This window comes from Pseudomonas sp. microsymbiont 2 (assembly GCF_054788395.1).
Genome location: NZ_CM139112.1, coordinates 1,744,597 through 1,761,843, shown reverse-complemented (window position 1 = coordinate 1,761,843; position 17,247 = coordinate 1,744,597). Strand labels below are relative to the sequence as shown.

The window sequence follows — 17,247 nt, the reverse complement described above, 5'->3', positions numbered from 1 at the left end:
GCAGTATCTTTTACGCCATGCGTTTTATCAACAATTGCGCCGTCTGCACGGCGTTCAGCGCCGCGCCTTTGCGCACGTTGTCGGTGGTCAGCCAGAGGTTGAGTTGTTCTGGCTCGTCGACACCGCGACGTACACGACCAACATAGACCACGTCCTGGCCTACTGCGTCACCGACCGGCGTCGGATAATCGCCCGGTTCGACCAGTTCGATGCCGTCAGCGGCCTCCAGGGCGGCGTTGACGGCGTCCAGGTCGACCGGTCGACGGCTCTGCAGCGCCACACTGAAGCTATCGCCGAAAAACACCGGGACTTGAATGCAGGTCACGGAAATCTTCAATTGCGGGAGGTCGAGCACCTGGCGCAGTTCTTTGACCAGGCGGTGCTCCACGGGCGTGTGGCCCTGCTCGTCGGGCGTCCCGACCTGGGGCAGCAGGTTGAACGCAACCTGCCGATCGAAAAAGCGTGGTTCCAGCGGGCGCGCATTGAGCAGTTCGGCAGTTTGCCGAGCGAGCTCGCTGACAGCTTCCCTGCCCTGCTCCGAGACGGCCAGACAGGCATTGACCTGGATGCGTTCGAGATCGAGCAAGCCCTTGAGCGGCGCCAGCGCCACGGCCAGGGCCACCGCGCCGGCGCTCGGGCTGGTGATCAGCGCCGGCTGCGGCAGTTCGGCGATGCGCTCGCCATTGGCTTCCGGGACCAGGGCCGTGGCGCCGTCCAGGGCGCCGGACAGGTCGATCACCGCGCAACCGGCGGCGATGGCCTTGGGCGCGAAACTGCGGCTGACGGCGGGGCTGGCGGCGAAGAACACCAGCTTGACCTGCGTGAAATCGAAACTGTCCACTTCGCGGACCTTCAACTTCTTGCCCGCGAACATGACGCTGCTGCCGGCGGATTCCATGCTGGCCAGCAGGTGCAGGGTCGAGACCGGGAACGCGACTTCCTCGAGGATCTGGACGAGGGATTCACCGACAGTGCCGGTGGCGCCTACTACGGCGATGTCTAGGGCGGTGAGCATGGGCTCGGATTCCTTCTGCGGGTACGGCGGGGAGCGGCACTTTACTTGGATTGTAGGGTGGGAGATAGGTTCGGGTTCGGGTCAAGAGTTTGGGTTTTGATAGTTGTATGCGCATTCATTGGCGATGGTGACGCACAGTCACCTTTCCGCCCTTACGGCGGGTCACTTTTTGAAGGATCAAAAAGTAACCAAAAAATCCTCGCTCCATTCATCCGGCCCCTACGCTTCGCTCCGGGGTTCCCTCGCTCCGTTCTTGCTCCCGGGAGGACCGCGCTGAACGGCCCATCCTGGGCCGCAGCGCTTGACGGGCATCCATGCCCGTCACCTCCCTTCGCAAGAACTCCGCTCGGCCTCCTGAAGTCGCAATTGGCGGCGCCTGAACTACCGCGCGCTTAGAAGCAAGAGCAAGAGCAAGAGCAAGAGCAAGAGCAAGAGCAAGAGCAAGAGCAAGAGCAAGAGCAAGAGCAAGAGCAAGAGCAAGAGCAAGAGCAAGAGCAAGAGCAAGAGCAGAAACTTTAAATTAGCTCTTGGCAGTTATTTATATATTGGTTGCTCTGGCCCTTTCGCGGGTAAACCCGCTCCCACAGGAGAGTGGTGTAAGTTGAAAATGTGCATAACCCTGTGGGAGCGGGTTTACCCGCGAATACGGACTTGAGATCACACACCTGCAACTAGCGTCAGCTGCGCCAGCCCAGTCGCCGCCCCTGCCTTCGCGACTTCAGGAGGCCGAACGCAGGACTTGCGAAGGGAGGTGACGGGCATGGATGCCCGTCAAGCGCTGCGGCCCAGGATGGGCCGTTCAGCGCGGTCCTCCCGGGAGCAAGGCCGGAGTGAGGGAACCCGGAGCGAAGCGCAGGGCCGGATGAATGGAGCGCAGCGTTTTTTGGTTACTTTTTGTCGCGTTTGACAAAAAGTGACCCGCCGTAAGGGCGGAAAGGTGACTATGCGTCAACATCGCAAATGAATGCGCATACAACTATCAAAACCAACAACCAACAACCAACAACCAACAACCAACAACCAACAACCAACAACCAATCTAACACCAATAAAAAAACCCGCATCACTCTCGCAATACGGGTTTTTCCATAAAACCAACTCAAACCACCCAGATCACCGCTCCAGCAAAATCCGCAGCATGCGCCGCAGCGGCTCGGCAGCCCCCCACAGCAGCTGATCGCCAACAGTGAAGGCCCCCAGGTACTGCGACCCCATGTTCAGCTTGCGCAAACGCCCAACCGGCACATTCAGGGTCCCGGTCACGCTGGTGGGGCTCAGCTCCTGCATGCTGATCTCCCGCTGGTTCGGCACCAGCTTCACCCAAGGGTTGTGCTGGCTGATCATGCCTTCGATATCCGCCAGCGGCACGTCTTTGTTCAACTTGATGGTCAGCGCCTGGCTGTGGCAGCGCATGGCGCCAATGCGCACGCAGATACCGTCGACCGGGATCGGACTCTTGAAGCGGCCAAGAATCTTGTTGGTCTCGGCCTGAGCCTTCCACTCTTCACGGCTCTGCCCGTTCGGCAGCTCCTTGTCGATCCACGGAATCAGGCTGCCGGCCAGCGGCACGCCAAAGTTCTCGGTGGGGAAGCCCTCGCCACGCATGGTTTCGGCGACCTTGCGGTCGATGTCGAGAATAGCGCTGGCCGGGTTCGCCAGGTCATCGGCGACTGCGGCGTGGATACCACCCATCTGCTTGATCAGCTCGCGCATGTTCTGCGCGCCAGCCCCGGAAGCCGCCTGGTAGGTCATGGCGCTCATCCACTCGACCAGGCCCGCTTCGAACAGGCCACCCAATCCCATCAGCATCAGGCTGACGGTGCAGTTGCCGCCGATGTAGTTCTTGGTGCCCGCGTCCAGCTGCTGGTCGATGACCTTGCGGTTGACCGGGTCGAGAATGATCACCGCGTCGTCCTGCATACGCAGGGACGAGGCCGCGTCGATCCAGTAGCCCTGCCAGCCGGCTTCGCGCAGCTTGGGGAAGACTTCGTTGGTGTAGTCGCCGCCCTGGCAGGTCAGGATCACGTCGAGGGTCTTGAGCTCGTCGATGCTGTAGGCGTCCTTGAGCGGGCCAGTATCCTTGCCCACGCTCGGACCTTGGCCACCGACGTTGGAAGTGGTGAAGAACACCGGCTCGATCAGGTCGAAGTCCTGCTCTTCGAGCATCCGCTGCATGAGCACGGAACCGACCATTCCACGCCAACCGATCAGACCTACACGTTTCATCGCAACTACACCTTTGCTAAAAGTGGGCCGCCACCGGGAGTTTTTGGTGGCGGGCCAGAGAGATTACAGATTCCGCAGCGCTGCGACTACTGCGTCGCCCATTTCCTGCGTACCCACCTTGCGGCAGCCCTCGGAGAAGATATCGCCGGTGCGCAGGCCCTGGTCCAGCACCAGGCTCACCGCCTGCTCGATCGCCTCGGCGGCGGCCGTCTGGTTGAAGCTGTAGCGCAGCATCATCGACACCGAGAGAATGGTCGCCAGCGGGTTGGCGATGCCCTGCCCGGCGATGTCCGGCGCCGAGCCATGGCACGGCTCGTACATGCCCTTGTTATCGGCGTCCAGCGATGCCGATGGCAGCATGCCGATGGAGCCGGTGAGCATGGAAGCCTCATCCGACAGGATGTCGCCGAACATGTTGTCGGTAACCACCACGTCGAACTGCTTCGGCGCGCGGACCAGCTGCATAGCGGCGTTGTCGACGTACATGTGGCTCAGCTCGACGTCCGGGTAGTCCTTGGCCACGTCCTCGACCACTTCGCGCCACAGCTGGCTGGAGGCCAGGACGTTGGCCTTGTCCACCGAGCACAGCTTCTTGCCGCGCACACGGGCCATGTCGAAACCGACACGGGCGATGCGGCGCACTTCGCTCTCGCTGTACGGCAGGGTGTCATAGGCCTGGCGCTCGCCGCCTTGCAGCTCTCGCTGGCCGCGTGGCGCGCCGAAGTAGATACCGCCGGTCAGCTCGCGAACGATGAGGATGTCCAGGCCCGACACGATCTCGGGCTTGAGCGACGAGGCATCGGCCAGTTGCGGGTAGAGGATGGCCGGGCGCAGGTTGGCGAACAGGCCCAGTTGCGAGCGGATCTTCAGCAGGCCGCGCTCCGGACGGATGTCACGCTCGATCTTGTCCCACTTCGGCCCGCCCACGGCGCCCAGCAGCACGGCATCGGCCTGGCGTGCGCGCTCCAGCGTTTCATCGGCCAGCGGCACGCCGTGCTTGTCGATGGCCGCGCCACCGATCACGTCGTGGGTGAGGTTGAAGCCGAGCTGGAACTTGTCGTTGGCCAGCTCCAGCACCTTGACCGCCTCGGCCATGATTTCCGGACCGATGCCATCACCTGGGAGAATCAGAATCTGCTTGCTCATGCTTTCCTCTATCCAATCGAGCGGCGCGCCTCGCAGGCGCGCCGAAGTGCTTCAGTGTCCGATGCCCCTCTGCGCGGGGCAAGCAGTCAATCAGGCGTCACGGAACAACCAGGGCTGACTGGCGCGGTGCTTGCCTTCGAACGCCTTGATCGCGTCGCTGTCCTGCAGGGTCAGGCCGATATCGTCCAGGCCGTTGAGCAGGCAGTGCTTGCGGAACGCGTCGATCTCGAACTTCAGCACCTTGCCGTCCGGACGGGTCACGGCCTGGGCCTCGAGGTCGATGGTCAACTGGTAACCCGGGTTGGCCTCGACCTGCTTGAACAGCTCGTCGACCTCGGCAGCGTCGAGAATGATCGGCAACAGGCCATTCTTGAAGCTGTTGTTGAAGAAGATATCGGCGAAGCTCGGCGCGATCACGCTGCGGAAACCGTACTCGTCGAGCGCCCACGGGGCATGCTCGCGGCTCGAGCCGCAACCGAAATTCTCCCGCGCCAGCAACACGCTGGCACCCTGGTAACGCGCATGGTTGAGCACGAAGTCCTGGTTCAACGGGCGCTTGCTGTTGTCCTGGTAAGGCTGGCCGACGTCCAGGTAGCGCCACTCGTCGAACAGGTTGGGGCCGAAGCCGGTGCGCTTGATCGACTTCAAGAACTGCTTGGGAATGATCTGGTCGGTGTCGACGTTGGCACGATCCAATGGCGCGACGAGACCGGTGTGCTGGGTAAAGGCTTTCATGCTGCGCTCCCTTGGATCAACTCGCGGACATCGATGAAGTGGCCGGTCACCGCGGCGGCGGCGGCCATGGCCGGGCTGACCAGGTGGGTGCGGCCACCGGCGCCCTGGCGGCCTTCGAAGTTGCGGTTGGAAGTGGATGCGCAGTGCTCGCCGCTCTCCAGGCGGTCCGGGTTCATCGCCAGGCACATCGAGCAGCCCGGCTCACGCCATTCGAAGCCGGCCTCGAGGAAGATCTTGTCCAGCCCTTCGCGCTCGGCCTGGGCCTTGACCAGGCCCGAGCCCGGCACCACCAGCGCCTGCTTGACGTTGGCGGCGACCTTGCGGCCCTTGGCGATCTCGGCGGCGGCGCGCAGGTCTTCGATGCGCGAGTTGGTGCACGAGCCGATGAACACGCGATCGAGCTGGATGTCGGTGATCGCCTGGTTGGCGGCCAGGCCCATGTACTTGAGGGCGCGTTCGATCGAACCGCGTTTGATCAGGTCGGGCTCGGCGGCCGGGTCCGGCACGCGCTGGTCGACGGCCAGGACCATCTCCGGCGAGGTGCCCCAGCTCACTTGCGGCTTGATCTGCGCGGCATCGAGCTCGACCACGGTGTCGAACACCGCGTCGGCGTCCGAAACCAGGCCTTTCCAGGCCTGGACAGCCTGGCCCCACTGCTCGCCCTTCGGCGCGTAAGGACGGCCCTCGACATAGGCGACGGTAGTGTCGTCGACAGCGACGAGGCCCACGCGAGCACCAGCCTCGATGGACATGTTGCAGATGGTCATGCGGCCTTCCATCGACAGCTCGCGAATGGCGCTGCCGGCGAACTCCATGGCATGACCATTGCCACCGGCGGTGCCGATCTTGCCGATCACGGCCAGGACGATGTCCTTGGCGGTGACGCCGGCCGGCAATTCGCCGTCGACGCGCACCAGCATGTTCTTCATTTTCTTGGCCACCAGGCATTGGGTGGCGAGCACGTGCTCGACCTCGGAGGTGCCGATGCCATGGGCCAGGGCGCCGAACGCGCCATGGGTGGAGGTGTGCGAGTCGCCGCAGACCACGGTCATGCCCGGCAAGGTCGCGCCCTGCTCCGGGCTGATGACATGGACGATGCCCTGACGCTCGTCGTTCATCTTGAATTCGACGATGCCATATTCGTCACAGTTCTCATCGAGGGTCTGCACCTGCAGGCGCGACACCTGGTCGACGATGGCCTCGATACCGCCCTTGCGTTCAGGCGTGGTCGGTACGTTGTGGTCTGGGGTGGCGATGTTGGCGTCGATGCGCCAGGGTTTGCGGCTGGCCAGGCGCAGGCCTTCGAAAGCCTGGGGCGAAGTCACTTCGTGGATGATGTGGCGGTCGATGTAGATCAAGGACGAGCCGTCATCGCGGCGCTTGACCTCATGAGCTTCCCAGAGTTTGTCGTAGAGCGTTTTGCCAGCCATCAGACTGTTCCTCATCAGCGTCTTTCTATGCCAAAGACCCCTTGGCTTGTACGGACGATGCTATGGCGATAGATTGAATAACTCAAATTCATAATTTTCATACTTTGCATAACCATCAGGAATTCGAAAGGATGGACCTGGCCAACCTCAACGCCTTCATCGCCATTGCCGAAACCGGCAGCTTTTCCGGCGCCGGCGAACGCCTGCACCTGACCCAGCCAGCCATCAGCAAGCGCATCGCCGGGCTGGAGCAGCAACTGGATGTGCGCCTGTTCGACCGCCTGGGCCGCGAGGTCACCCTCACCGAGGCCGGGCGCGCCCTGCTGCCCCGCGCCTACCAGATCCTCAATGTACTGGATGATACCCGCCGCGCCCTGACCAACCTCAGCGGACAGGTGAGCGGTCGCCTGACCCTCGCGACCAGCCACCACATCGGCCTGCATCGCCTGCCACCACTGCTGCGCGCCTTCACCCGCCAGTACCCGGACGTGGCGCTGGACATCGAGTTCCTCGACTCCGAGGCGGCCTACGACGAAGTGCTGCATGGCCGGGCGGAAATCGCCGTGATCACGCTCGCCCCGGAGCCCCATCACCTGGTCCGCGCGGTGCCGGTCTGGGAAGACGCCCTGGACTTCGTCGCCGCGCCCGAGCACCCGCTGGCCAGCAACCACACCGTCAGCCTGGCCGACGTGGCGCGTCACCCGGCGGTTTTCCCCGGTGGCAACACCTTCACCCACCATATCGTCCAGCGCCTGTTCGAAAGCCAAGGGCTGGTACCGAACATCGCCATGAGCACCAACTACCTGGAAACCATCAAGATGATGGTGTCCATCGGCCTGGCGTGGAGTGTGCTGCCGCGTACTATGCTCGATGGGCAGGTTGCGCCCATCGCCCTGCCGGGCATACAGCTGTCGCGCCAGCTAGGCTACATACTGCACACGGAGCGCACGTTATCGAATGCGGCCAGGGCCTTCATGGCGCTGCTCGACAGCCACGCCGGATCCAGCTGACCGGTCGTCGGCAAGGCATTACCCTCCACAAGGACGCGTCATCCGCCAAAGGTCTGGTACCGATGCCCAAATCAGCGAACCGCTTTCCGCGCCTGCCACGCATTCCCGCGGCCGATCCCCAGGAATCGGAACAGGCCTGGCAGAATGCCCCTCAGTTGCTGGCCGCGCTCAACGGCGCGCACCTGGGCGCCTGGCTGTGGGACATCGAAAGTGGCCGGGTCAGCTGGTCGCGGGGCACCCAGGCACTGTTCGGCTTCGACCCGCAGCGCCCGCTGCCCAATGACATCGACTACCTCGACCTGCTGCCCGAGGAAGATCGCGCGCGCACCCGCCAGGCCTTCCAGGCCGTGGTCAATGGAGAACCGATCGAACAGGCCATGCGTCACCGCATCCGCTGGCCCGACGGCAGCGTGCACTGGCTGGAGATCAACGGCAGCCTGACCCACGACCGCCACGGCCGCCCACAGATGATCGGGGTTATCCGCGAGATCACCCGCCAGCGCGAGCGCGAGACTGCGCTGATCAATTCGGAAAAGCGCTTCGCCACCCTCTTCCACCTCAGCCCCAACGCCATCCTCCTGACCCGCCGCCACGACGGCCTGATCATCGAGGTCAACCAGCACTTCGAGCACATGTTCGGCTGGCCGGGCGCGCAAGTGGTCGGCAAGACCAGCCTGGAGCTGGGGCTCTGGGTCAATCCCGAGCAGCGCCACCAGGTCATGGACGCCACCCGCGCCGGCAGTGGCCCGCTGATCATGGAGGTGCAGTTCCGCGCCACCAGCGGCAAGGTCCACGACGGCATCCTCTGCACCCAGGGCATCGAGCTCGAAGGCGTCACCTACCTGATCAGCACCTTCGTCGACACCACCGAGCGCAAGCGCGCCGAGCAGGCGCTCAAGGACAGCCAGGAGCGCCTCGACCTGGCCCTGGACTCGGCGCAGCTGGGCACCTGGGACTGGCATATTCCCAGCGGCATGCTCTACGGCTCGGCTCGCGCCGCCCAGTTGCACGGCCTGGACCCGGTGCCGTTCCACGAGTCGTTCGAGGCGTTCTTCGAAGGCGTGCCCGAGCATGAGCGCAGCGTCATGCGCCAGGCCTATCGCAGCCTGCGCGAAGGGCCGGCGGGCAACTACCAGATCACCTACCGCGTGCAATTGGACAACGGCGCCTCGCGCTATATCGAGAGCCGCGCGCGCCTGTACCGCGATGACCAGGGCAACCCGCTGCGCATGGCTGGCACCCTGCTCGACATCACCGACCAGGTCGAGCGCGAACAGCGCCTGACGGCCTCGGAGGAAAAGTTCGCCAGCCTGTTCCAGGTCAGCCCCGACCCGATCTGCGTAACCCGCCAGGACAGCGGCCAGTTCATCGAGATCAACCCCGCCTTCAGCCAGACCTTTGGCTGGGCCCCCGAGCAGGTGCTTGGCCATACCGCGCAGGAGCTCGGCCTGTGGGCCGAGTCGGCCGAACGCGCCCAGCGCATCGAGCGGGTGATCCGCGACCAGGCCCTGAGCAACGTCGCGGTTGGCGTCAACCATCGCAATGGCACGCCGTTGACCTGCGTGATCTCCAGCTGCCTGATCACGGTCGACGGCCAGCCGTGCAGCGTCACCACCCTGCGCGACATCACCCAGCAGCAACGCGCCGAGGCCGCGCTCAAGGCCAGCGAAGAAAAATTCGCCAAGGCGTTCCACTCCAGCCCCGACGCCATCACCATCACCGAGCGCCACACTGGCCGCTACCTGGAGGTCAACGACGGCTTCAGCCGGCTGACCGGCTACAGCCCCGAGGAGGTGGTGGGCCAGAGCGTCTACGAAATCGGCATCTGGGCCGACGAAAAACAGCGCGGCGCCCTGCTCAACGAACTGCGCGAACGTGGCCGGGTGCACCATCGGGAAATGCTCGGGCGCAACAAGCGCGGTGACATCCTCACCGTGGAAGTCTCGGTGGAGCCGATCAGCCTCAACGAAACCGACTGCCTGCTGCTGACCGCCCGCGATGTCAGCCAGCTGAAGAACGCCCAGGCGCAGATCCGCCACCTGGCCTATCACGACCCGCTGACCAACCTGCCCAATCGCGCCTTGCTGATGGACCGCCTGAGCCAGCAGATCGCCCTGCTCAAGCGCCACAACCTGCGCGGTGCCCTGCTGTTCCTCGACCTCGACCACTTCAAGCACATCAACGACTCGCTCGGTCATCCGGTGGGCGACACCGTGCTGAAGATCATCACCGCGCGCCTGGAGGCCAGCGTGCGCCTGGAAGACACCGTGGCGCGCCTGGGCGGCGACGAGTTCGTGGTATTGCTCAGCGGCCTGGAAGGCAGCCGCGAGCAGGTGGAAAGCAAGGTCCGCGAACTGGCCGACACCCTGCGCGAGCTGCTGGCCGAACCGATGTCGCTGGACGGCCAGCGCCTGCAGGTGACCCCGAGCATCGGCGTGGCGCTGATCCCCGATCATGGCGCCACCCCAGCCGACCTGCTCAAGCGCGCCGATATCGCCCTGTATCGGGCCAAGGATTCCGGGCGCAACACCACCCAGTTGTTCCACACCACCATGCAGAAAGCCGCCAGCGAGCGCCTGCGCATGGAGAACGACCTGCGCCTGGCCCTGGCCCGCGGCGAGCTGGCCCTGCACTTCCAGCCCCAGGTGGATGCCCGCGACAACCGCATCGTCGGCGCCGAGGTGCTGCTGCGCTGGCACCACCCGCAACTGGGCCAGCAGCCACCGGCGCAGTTCATCCAGGTACTGGAGGAAAGCGGCTTGATCCTCGAAGTCGGCAGCTGGATCCTCGACGAAGCCTGCGATGCCTGCGCCCGCATGCTCGAGGACGGCCTGATCGACGCCGGCGATTTCAGCCTGTGCGTCAACATCAGCCCTCGCCAGTTCCGCCAGAACGACTTTGTCGAACGCGTCCTGCGCAGCCTCGACGACTACCGCCTGCCACGGCGCATGCTCAAGCTGGAGATCACCGAGGGCATCGTCATCCAGAACCTGGAAGACACCATCAGCAAGATGCGCGAACTCAAGCGTTACGGCGTGAGTTTCGCCATGGACGACTTTGGCACCGGGTATTCCTCGCTCACCTACCTCAAGCGCCTGCCGGTGGATGCGCTGAAGATCGACCAGACCTTCGTGCGCGACGCGCCGGTCGACCCCAACGACGCCGAGATCGTCCGCGCCATCGTCGCCATGGCCCGCAGCCTCGATCTGGCGGTGATCGCCGAGGGGGTCGAGTTGACCGAGCAGCTGGAGTTTCTCGAACGGCTGGGCTGCCACCTGTACCAGGGCTACCTGCACAGCCGGCCGCTGCCGTTGCCGGAGTTCCGCCAGATGCTGCTGGAGGCGCCGGCGGATTACTGATTAAGTTAGGAGCTTACGCTCCTACAGGGTCCGCATAAAACAGAAAGGGCACCCGAAGGTGCCCTTTCTTTCATCCCGCCGAAGTCAGTTCAGCGCAGGCTTGTCGCCATTGATCGGGATGCGCTTGGCCTTGGCTTCTTCCGGCACGATGCGCAGCAGTTCGATGCTGAGCAGGCCGTTGGCCAGGCCCGCGCCCTTGACCTCGATATGGTCGGCCAGGCGGAACGAGAGCTTGAAGGCGCGCTGGGCGATGCCCTGGTGCAGGAAGGTGACGCCTTCGCTGCCATTGTCGCGCTTGCCGCCGGTCACGGTCAGGACGCCTTTTTCGACCTGCAGGTCGAGGTCCTGCTCCTGGAAGCCAGCTGCGGCAACCACGATGCGATAGTGGTCATCGCCATGTTTTTCCACGTTGTAGGGCGGGTAGCTGCTACCGGCCTCGTTGCGCGCGGCGGCTTCGAACAGGTCGTTGAAACGGTCGAAACCGACGGAGTTGCGCAAAAGCGGTGCGAGAGAGAAAGCGGTGGTCATGGTCATTAACTCCTGAGATTCAGCAAGTAAAGTCACTACGCGACCCGACTTCGGCATCGCGTACTCAAGAGATATGTCCGGGCAAAAAGCTTTCAAGGGCTGGCGTGAAAAAATGTGCGGGGAGGTGAGGCTTGCCCCGCGACAGCGCCAGCTCAGGCCACGCGATCCTCGATCACCTGCATCTCATAGCCAAGCAACCCACTGATGCGCTGGCAATCATCTTCGCGGCGCAATTCGGCGAACAGCGCCACCGCTTCGGGATACCCACGCGTCAACATCGCCAGCCACTGCTTCATTCGCCCCGGCGCATAGCGCGGCGACAGCTTGGCCTGGGCCTGGCGCCAGAACTCGCGCAACAGCGGCAGCAGTTCATCCCAGCTCATCGGCCGGTACTCGACGCCGTCGCGGGCCGCGGCGATCTGCAAGGCCAGGTCCGGGCGCGACACCAGCCCACGACCGAGCATGATGTGCTCGGCGCCGCTGACTTCGCGGCAACGCCGCCAGTCCTCGACCGTCCAGATCTCGCCATTGGCGAACACCGGCACCTTGACCACATCCTGCACCCGCGCCACCCACTCCCAGTGCGCGGGCGGCTTGTAGCCCTCGACCTTGGTCCGGGCATGCACCACCAGGTGCGCCGAGCCGCCCTCGGCCAGCGCGGTGGCACAGTCGAGGGCGCCATCGGGGCTGTCGTAGCCCAGGCGCATCTTCGACGTCACCGGAATGTGCGCCGGCACCGCGCGCCGCACCTCGCGCACGATGGCGTGCAGCAGTTCAGGCTCCTTGAGCAGCACCGCGCCACCACGCGACTTGTTGACGGTCTTGGCTGGGCACCCGAAGTTCAGGTCGATCACCGGCGCCCCCAGCTCACAGGCCAGCGCCGCGTTCTCGGCCAGGCACACTGGATCGGAGCCAAGCAGTTGCACGCGCATCGGCACGCCGGCGGCGGTACGCGCGCCTTGACGCAGCTCCGGCGCCAGCTTGTCGAACGAAGATGCCGGCAGCAGGCGGTCGCAGACGCGAATGAACTCGGTGACGCACCAATCGATGCCGCCCACCCGGGTCAGGACGTCGCGCAGGATGTTGTCGACCAGCCCCTCCATGGGGGCCAGGGCAATTTGCATTTCAGGGTCTCGCCAGGAAAAAGGCGGCAGTCTAGCAAAAAACCGCCACCGCTCAGCTGCCGATCAGCGCCGGGCCGTAACCGTCGAGGAATTCCGTTGGCATGCGCCGGGGCTTGCCACTGGACAGCTCGATACAAGCGAAAGTGGTCTGTGCGCGCAGCAGGGTAACGCCATCGCTCGGGCGCTGGAGCTGGAAACGACGGGTCATGCGCAGGCGCTGGTCCCAGTCGATGATCCAGGTGGCCAGTTGCAGCTCGTCATCCTCGTAGGCGGCGGCCAGGTAGTCGATCTCGTGACGAACCACGGCCATGGCCCGGTCCAGCCGGCGATATTCGGCCAGGTCCAGTCCCAGGCGCTGGGAATGGCGCCAGGCGCAACGCTCCAGCCAGGTGACATAGACGGCGTTGTTGGCGTGGCCAAGGCCGTCGATGTCTTCGCTGCCGACGCGAAGATCGATGATGAATGGTGCTGCCAGATCCCAGCTCATGCCCGCTCCTGGTTTTAGTGAACGGGCAGAGTGTAACGGATGCTCAGGCGCTTTGCCGCGCAGGCTGGGCGGCGCGCGCCAGCAACTCCAGCACGGCCCCGCCCAGGCGCGGATCGGCCAGCACGCGCAGGTGACCGCCCTCCTCCAGCAGCAGCAGGCGACTGTCGAACCAGGCCTGGTGAATGAGCGGCGCCTCGCTGGCCGCCACCAGGGCGTCATCGCAGGCATGCACCACCAACCCTGGAATATCCAACTGATAGCCGCTGACGTCGAGGCGCGCCACCTGCACGCCCAGGTCGCGCTCGACCTGGCGAATGAAGGCCGCCCTGGCGCGCGCCGGCATGCCCAGATGCCGGGCGAAGCCGCGCAACACGCCGAGCAGCCGGGCCGGCGCGGCGATGCTGACCGCCGCATCGGCCCGCAGCCCCCACTGCAGGGCCAGCAGCAGGCTGGCACCGCCCATGGAATGACCAATCACCGCGCGCAGGGGCGGCAACTCGGCGGCGGCCTCGAGCAGAGCCCGAGCGAACAGCACCACATTCGCCTGATCGCCGGGCGAACGACCATGCGCCGGCCCATCCAGCGCAACCACGGTATGACCATGGTCGACCAGTGTCTCGATCAGGGCGGCGAACTGGGTCGGCCGCCCTTCCCAACCATGCATCATCAGCACGGTCGGCCCCTGCCCCCAGCGCAACGCCGACAGTCCGAAGCGCAGGGTGATGCGCTCGGCCCTCTCCAGCAGCGGCAGTTCCCACTGCCGGGGCGGCAAGGTGCGTGGCGCCATGAAAGCCCGGCGCATCCTGCCGGCAATATGTTCTGGGGCCAGGTGGCCCAGGGTGCCGTTGACGCCACGAATCCAACTCAAGGTACTCATCGCCTAGCTCCAGGGTCAGGTTTGCTCAGATCACCGCCGACTTGGCGGCACGCAGGATTCGATCGGACAGTTCGCTGTCGCCCAGAGCACGCGCCACGGCCAGCCCACCCACCATCAGGGCGAAGTCGGCGAGTGCCTTGTCGATATCTTCGGGACGGTCGACCATCTGCGCGATCATCAGCTCGATGTGCTCGCTCAGCACATCACGGAACGCGGCTGGCAAGCGTTGCATTTCGCCAAGCGCATTGGGGATCGGACACGCCTGCACGTCGGCATCGCGATGCTTGCGCGACAGGTAGAAAGCCGCCATCAGGGCGCGGCGCTCGACGCCATCGAGCCCGGGGTCCAGCTGGTCCACCAGGGCCCGACGCTCTGCCAGCAATTGGCTGAAGGCTTCGAGCATGAGGTCGTCCTTGCTCTCGAAATGGGCATAGAACCCACCCACCGTCAGCCCGGCGGCGCCCATCACCTGGCTGACGCTCGGCTCGGCGGGGCCATGCTGGATCAATGCGCAACGTGCGGCATCGAGGATGCGCTCGCGGGTTCTGCTCTTCTTGTCGCTCATGGCTCGCCCCGAAAATATTATGATCAACATATTATTCTCATAATATTTTATGGCAAGCAGAAAATGCACCCGCTGAGCGGACGTGATGATTTTTCAGGGAGCAAAAAAACAAAAGGCCCATTCAATAAGCGAATGAGCCTTATAAATCCCGCAAAACGCAGGTAAGAAAATTGGCGTCCCCTAGGGGACTCGAACCCCTGTTACCGCCGTGAAAGGGCGGTGTCCTAGGCCACTAGACGAAGGGGACATAACCTTCGTGCCGGCTCGCTTTCACGAACCGCGGCGAATTGGTGGAGCTAAGCGGGATCGAACCGCTGACCTCCTGCATGCCATGCAGGCGCTCTCCCAGCTGAGCTATAGCCCCGAGTAAAGCAAAAGGCCCATCCATCTGGTTGATGAGCCTTTCAGTACCCGCTAACGCGGGAAAAGTGGCGTCCCCTAGGGGACTCGAACCCCTGTTACCGCCGTGAAAGGGCGGTGTCCTAGGCCACTAGACGAAGGGGACGTAACCTTCGTGCCGATCCGTTTTCACGAACCGCGGCAAAATTGGTGGAGCTAAGCGGGATCGAACCGCTGACCTCCTGCATGCCATGCAGGCGCTCTCCCAGCTGAGCTATAGCCCCGGATTTCTAGCCTCTCGGCCCAGCGACTGCGACATCGCTTGTGCAAAACTGGCGTCCCCTAGGGGACTCGAACCCCTGTTACCGCCGTGAAAGGGCGGTGTCCTAGGCCACTAGACGAAGGGGACGAACCTTCTTACCTTCAAGACCCGTTTGCTGGAACCGGCCTTGCCTGACAGCCTTGGCTATCAGTCGGAATTTGGTGGAGCTAAGCGGGATCGAACCGCTGACCTCCTGCATGCCATGCAGGCGCTCTCCCAGCTGAGCTATAGCCCCACTATGTCGCTCTGAACCGAATCGCTGGCTGGGTGCCTGGCGTTTCGTTTTCGTTCATCGCTGTGGACGGGGCGCATATTAAGAGCGGATTGCAGGGCTGTCAAACGAATTTTTGAAAATATTCAAAAGTTTTTTCACAGATAACAATCACTTACCGCCCTGCCCCGGTAAAAACCTGAGCACTGGGCCCTGCGGGAGCGGGTTTACCCGCGAATGCGGCGGTGCATGCGCCAACGTATTCGCGGGTAAACCCGCTCCCACAGGTTCAGCTATCGCTTCAAGGTCGCTGTCAGGCGATATTCGCCAGCAGCTTCTCCCACTCCTTGTTTTCCTTCTTCGACACACCGCCGAGCAGGTCGATGGCCTGGCGCAGACGGTAGCGGGTCAGGTCGGGGCCAAGGATCTCCATGGCGTCGAGCACCGACACCGAGCTGGCCTGGCCAGTGATGGCGGCGAACATCAGCGGCATGGCATCACGCAGCTTGAGCTCCAGCGACTCGACCACGGCCTGGATACAGGCGGTGATGCGCTCCTTCTCCCACTGACGCAGGCTTTCCAGCTTCCACAGGATCAACTGCATCACCTGGCGCACCTGGTCGGCCGACAGCTTCTTGCTCTCGAACAGCTTGGCGTCGAGCTTGAGCGCGCCCTCGAAGAAGAAGCCACCCAGCGGGGCGATCTGGCTGAACGTTTCGACCCGGCCCTGCACATGGGGGGCGATCTTCATCATGTAGTCGCTGTTGAGCGCCCATTTCTGCACGCGCGCAGCGAACTCTTCCACCGGCAGCTCGCGCAGCCACTGGCCATTGAGCCACGACAGCTTCTCGATGTCGAAGATCGGACCGCCCAGGGAGATGCGCGACAGGTCGAAGTGCTCGACCATCTCGTCCAGGGAAAACTTCTCGCGCTCGTCCGGCATCGACCAGCCCATGCGCCCGAGGTAGTTGAGCATCGCCTCGGGCATGAAGCCCATGCGCTCGTAGAAAGTTACCGACGTCGGGTTCTTGCGCTTGGACAGCTTGCTCTTGTCGGGGTTGCGCAGCAGCGGCATGTAGCAGAGCTTGGGCTGCTCCCAGCCGAAGTACTCGTACAGCTTGATCAGCTTGGGCGCCGAGGGCAGCCACTCTTCGCCGCGCAGCACGTGGGTGATGCCCATCAGATGGTCGTCGACCACGTTGGCCAGGAAGTACGTCGGCAGGCCATCGTTCTTCATCAACACCTGCATGTCCATGCGGTCCCATGGGATCTCGACATCGCCACGCAGCATGTCCGGCACCACGCAGACGCCTTCGCTCGGCACTTTCATGCGGATCACATGGGGCTCGCCGGCTGCCAGGCGGCGCTGCACTTCCTCGTCGCTCAGCAGCAGGGCGCGGCCGTCATAGCGCGGGGTTTCGCCACGGGCCATCTGCTCGGCACGCATCTGCTCCAGCTCCTCGGCGGTGCAGAAGCAGTAGAAGGCGTGGCCGGCATCGACCAGCTGCTTGGCGTACTGGGCGTAGATCTCGCCGCGCTCGCTCTGCCGGTACGGGCCGTGCGGGCCGCCGACGTCGGGGCCTTCGTTCCATTCGATGCCGAGCCAGCGCAAGGCGTCGAAGATCTGCTGCTCCGACTCACGGGTCGAGCGCAGCTGGTCGGTGTCTTCGATACGCAGGATGAACTCGCCGCCATGCTGCTTGGCGAAGCAGTAGTTGAACAGGGCGATGTAGGCGGTGCCGACATGGGGGTCGCCGGTGGGCGACGGCGCGATACGCGTGCGAACGGTGGTCATGGTGAGTCTCGAACGAAGAATGAAACAAAGCCGGGATGTTAGCAGGGAGCGGGCATCGGGCTCCAGCAATGGCGCTAT

13 protein-coding genes and 6 tRNA genes are annotated in these 17,247 nt (G+C 63.9%); 2 read left to right on the top strand and 17 right to left on the bottom strand.

Translation table 11 applies throughout. The annotated features are described in order from the left end of the window. Positions 1–10: 10 nt before the first annotated feature. The 5 genes from ACYUME_RS08045 to leuC all read right to left on the bottom strand — a co-directional run bounded on the left by ACYUME_RS08045 (position 11) and on the right by leuC (position 6,552). On the bottom strand, positions 11–1,015 hold the full coding sequence (locus tag ACYUME_RS08045) for an aspartate-semialdehyde dehydrogenase (RefSeq protein WP_460418513.1): 1,005 nt from the start codon (positions 1,013–1,015) through the stop codon (positions 11–13). 1,113 nt (positions 1,016–2,128) lie between these two features. After that, the gene (gene asd, locus ACYUME_RS08040) at positions 2,129–3,241 is read right to left on the bottom strand and encodes an aspartate-semialdehyde dehydrogenase (protein WP_279888670.1); all 1,113 of its coding nucleotides are present in this window, start codon (positions 3,239–3,241) and stop codon (positions 2,129–2,131) included. 63 nt (positions 3,242–3,304) lie between these two features. Then, positions 3,305–4,387 (bottom strand): 3-isopropylmalate dehydrogenase, encoded by a 1,083-nt coding sequence (leuB, locus tag ACYUME_RS08035; RefSeq protein ID WP_279888671.1) that lies wholly within the window; start codon positions 4,385–4,387, stop codon positions 3,305–3,307. 90 nt (positions 4,388–4,477) lie between these two features. Further along, complete coding sequence (gene leuD, locus ACYUME_RS08030) at positions 4,478–5,122, bottom strand: 3-isopropylmalate dehydratase small subunit (protein WP_110739341.1); 645 nt, start codon at positions 5,120–5,122, stop codon at positions 4,478–4,480. Next, positions 5,119–6,552, bottom strand: a complete 1,434-nt coding sequence (gene leuC / locus ACYUME_RS08025) for a 3-isopropylmalate dehydratase large subunit (RefSeq protein ID WP_460418512.1) — start codon at positions 6,550–6,552, stop codon at positions 5,119–5,121. The genes leuD and leuC overlap by 4 nt, the downstream gene beginning before the upstream one ends. 131 nt (positions 6,553–6,683) lie before the next feature. Here leuC and ACYUME_RS08020 point away from each other — a divergent pair, with 131 nt between their 5' ends. Together ACYUME_RS08020 and ACYUME_RS08015 are read left to right on the top strand one after the other, a co-directional pair. Then, the gene (locus ACYUME_RS08020) at positions 6,684–7,562 is read left to right on the top strand and encodes a LysR family transcriptional regulator (protein ID WP_279888674.1); all 879 of its coding nucleotides are present in this window, start codon (positions 6,684–6,686) and stop codon (positions 7,560–7,562) included. A gap of 62 nt (positions 7,563–7,624) precedes the next feature. Beyond that, positions 7,625–10,921: a PAS domain S-box protein gene (locus ACYUME_RS08015; RefSeq protein ID WP_460418511.1), complete on the top strand. Its 3,297-nt coding sequence runs from the start codon at positions 7,625–7,627 to the stop codon at positions 10,919–10,921. A gap of 84 nt (positions 10,922–11,005) precedes the next feature. On the opposite strand, the gene ACYUME_RS08010 is transcribed toward ACYUME_RS08015, so the two are convergent. The 12 genes from ACYUME_RS08010 to gltX form a co-directional block, all read right to left on the bottom strand. Continuing rightward, complete coding sequence (locus ACYUME_RS08010; protein WP_279888663.1) at positions 11,006–11,449, bottom strand: Hsp20 family protein; 444 nt, start codon at positions 11,447–11,449, stop codon at positions 11,006–11,008. 152 nt (positions 11,450–11,601) lie between these two features. Then, the gene (locus tag ACYUME_RS08005) at positions 11,602–12,573 is read right to left on the bottom strand and encodes a tRNA dihydrouridine synthase (protein WP_279888664.1); all 972 of its coding nucleotides are present in this window, start codon (positions 12,571–12,573) and stop codon (positions 11,602–11,604) included. A 52-nt stretch (positions 12,574–12,625) separates the two neighbouring features. Further along, positions 12,626–13,060, bottom strand: a complete 435-nt coding sequence (locus ACYUME_RS08000; RefSeq protein WP_460418510.1) for an acyl-CoA thioesterase — start codon at positions 13,058–13,060, stop codon at positions 12,626–12,628. A 43-nt stretch (positions 13,061–13,103) separates the two neighbouring features. Beyond that, entirely contained in the window at positions 13,104–13,937 is an 834-nt protein-coding gene (locus ACYUME_RS07995) for an alpha/beta hydrolase (protein ID WP_279888665.1), read from the bottom strand. Positions 13,938–13,962: 25 nt separating this feature from the next. Next, on the bottom strand, positions 13,963–14,502 hold the full coding sequence (locus tag ACYUME_RS07990) for a TetR/AcrR family transcriptional regulator (RefSeq protein ID WP_279888666.1): 540 nt from the start codon (positions 14,500–14,502) through the stop codon (positions 13,963–13,965). 171 nt (positions 14,503–14,673) lie between these two features. Beyond that, positions 14,674–14,749, bottom strand: a tRNA-Glu gene (locus tag ACYUME_RS07985). Between the two features lie 41 nt (positions 14,750–14,790). Continuing rightward, a tRNA-Ala gene (locus tag ACYUME_RS07980) sits at positions 14,791–14,866 on the bottom strand. A gap of 65 nt (positions 14,867–14,931) precedes the next feature. Continuing rightward, positions 14,932–15,007: transfer RNA gene (locus ACYUME_RS07975), tRNA-Glu, on the bottom strand. Positions 15,008–15,049: 42 nt separating this feature from the next. After that, positions 15,050–15,125 (bottom strand) — tRNA-Ala (locus tag ACYUME_RS07970). A gap of 49 nt (positions 15,126–15,174) precedes the next feature. Beyond that, positions 15,175–15,250 (bottom strand) — tRNA-Glu (locus ACYUME_RS07965). A 72-nt stretch (positions 15,251–15,322) separates the two neighbouring features. Continuing rightward, a tRNA-Ala gene (locus tag ACYUME_RS07960) sits at positions 15,323–15,398 on the bottom strand. Between the two features lie 289 nt (positions 15,399–15,687). Further along, positions 15,688–17,169, bottom strand: a complete 1,482-nt coding sequence (gltX, locus tag ACYUME_RS07955) for a glutamate--tRNA ligase (RefSeq protein WP_279888667.1) — start codon at positions 17,167–17,169, stop codon at positions 15,688–15,690. Between the last annotated feature and the right edge of the window lie 78 nt (positions 17,170–17,247).

Coding starts and splice junctions, on each gene's coding strand:
- ACYUME_RS07990 (WP_279888666.1), bottom strand. CDS start 14,502: ATGAGCGACAAGAAGAGCAGAACCCGCGAGCGCATCCTCGATGCCGCA.
- gltX (WP_279888667.1), bottom strand. CDS start 17,169: ATGACCACCGTTCGCACGCGTATCGCGCCGTCGCCCACCGGCGACCCC.
- leuC (WP_460418512.1), bottom strand. CDS start 6,552: ATGGCTGGCAAAACGCTCTACGACAAACTCTGGGAAGCTCATGAGGTC.
- leuD (WP_110739341.1), bottom strand. CDS start 5,122: ATGAAAGCCTTTACCCAGCACACCGGTCTCGTCGCGCCATTGGATCGT.
- ACYUME_RS07995 (WP_279888665.1), bottom strand. CDS start 13,937: ATGAGTACCTTGAGTTGGATTCGTGGCGTCAACGGCACCCTGGGCCAC.
- ACYUME_RS08005 (WP_279888664.1), bottom strand. CDS start 12,573: ATGCAAATTGCCCTGGCCCCCATGGAGGGGCTGGTCGACAACATCCTG.
- ACYUME_RS08020 (WP_279888674.1), top strand. CDS start 6,684: ATGGACCTGGCCAACCTCAACGCCTTCATCGCCATTGCCGAAACCGGC.
- asd (WP_279888670.1), bottom strand. CDS start 3,241: ATGAAACGTGTAGGTCTGATCGGTTGGCGTGGAATGGTCGGTTCCGTG.
- ACYUME_RS08010 (WP_279888663.1), bottom strand. CDS start 11,449: ATGACCACCGCTTTCTCTCTCGCACCGCTTTTGCGCAACTCCGTCGGT.
- ACYUME_RS08000 (WP_460418510.1), bottom strand. CDS start 13,060: ATGAGCTGGGATCTGGCAGCACCATTCATCATCGATCTTCGCGTCGGC.
- ACYUME_RS08015 (WP_460418511.1), top strand. CDS start 7,625: ATGCCCAAATCAGCGAACCGCTTTCCGCGCCTGCCACGCATTCCCGCG.
- leuB (WP_279888671.1), bottom strand. CDS start 4,387: ATGAGCAAGCAGATTCTGATTCTCCCAGGTGATGGCATCGGTCCGGAA.
- ACYUME_RS08045 (WP_460418513.1), bottom strand. CDS start 1,015: ATGCTCACCGCCCTAGACATCGCCGTAGTAGGCGCCACCGGCACTGTC.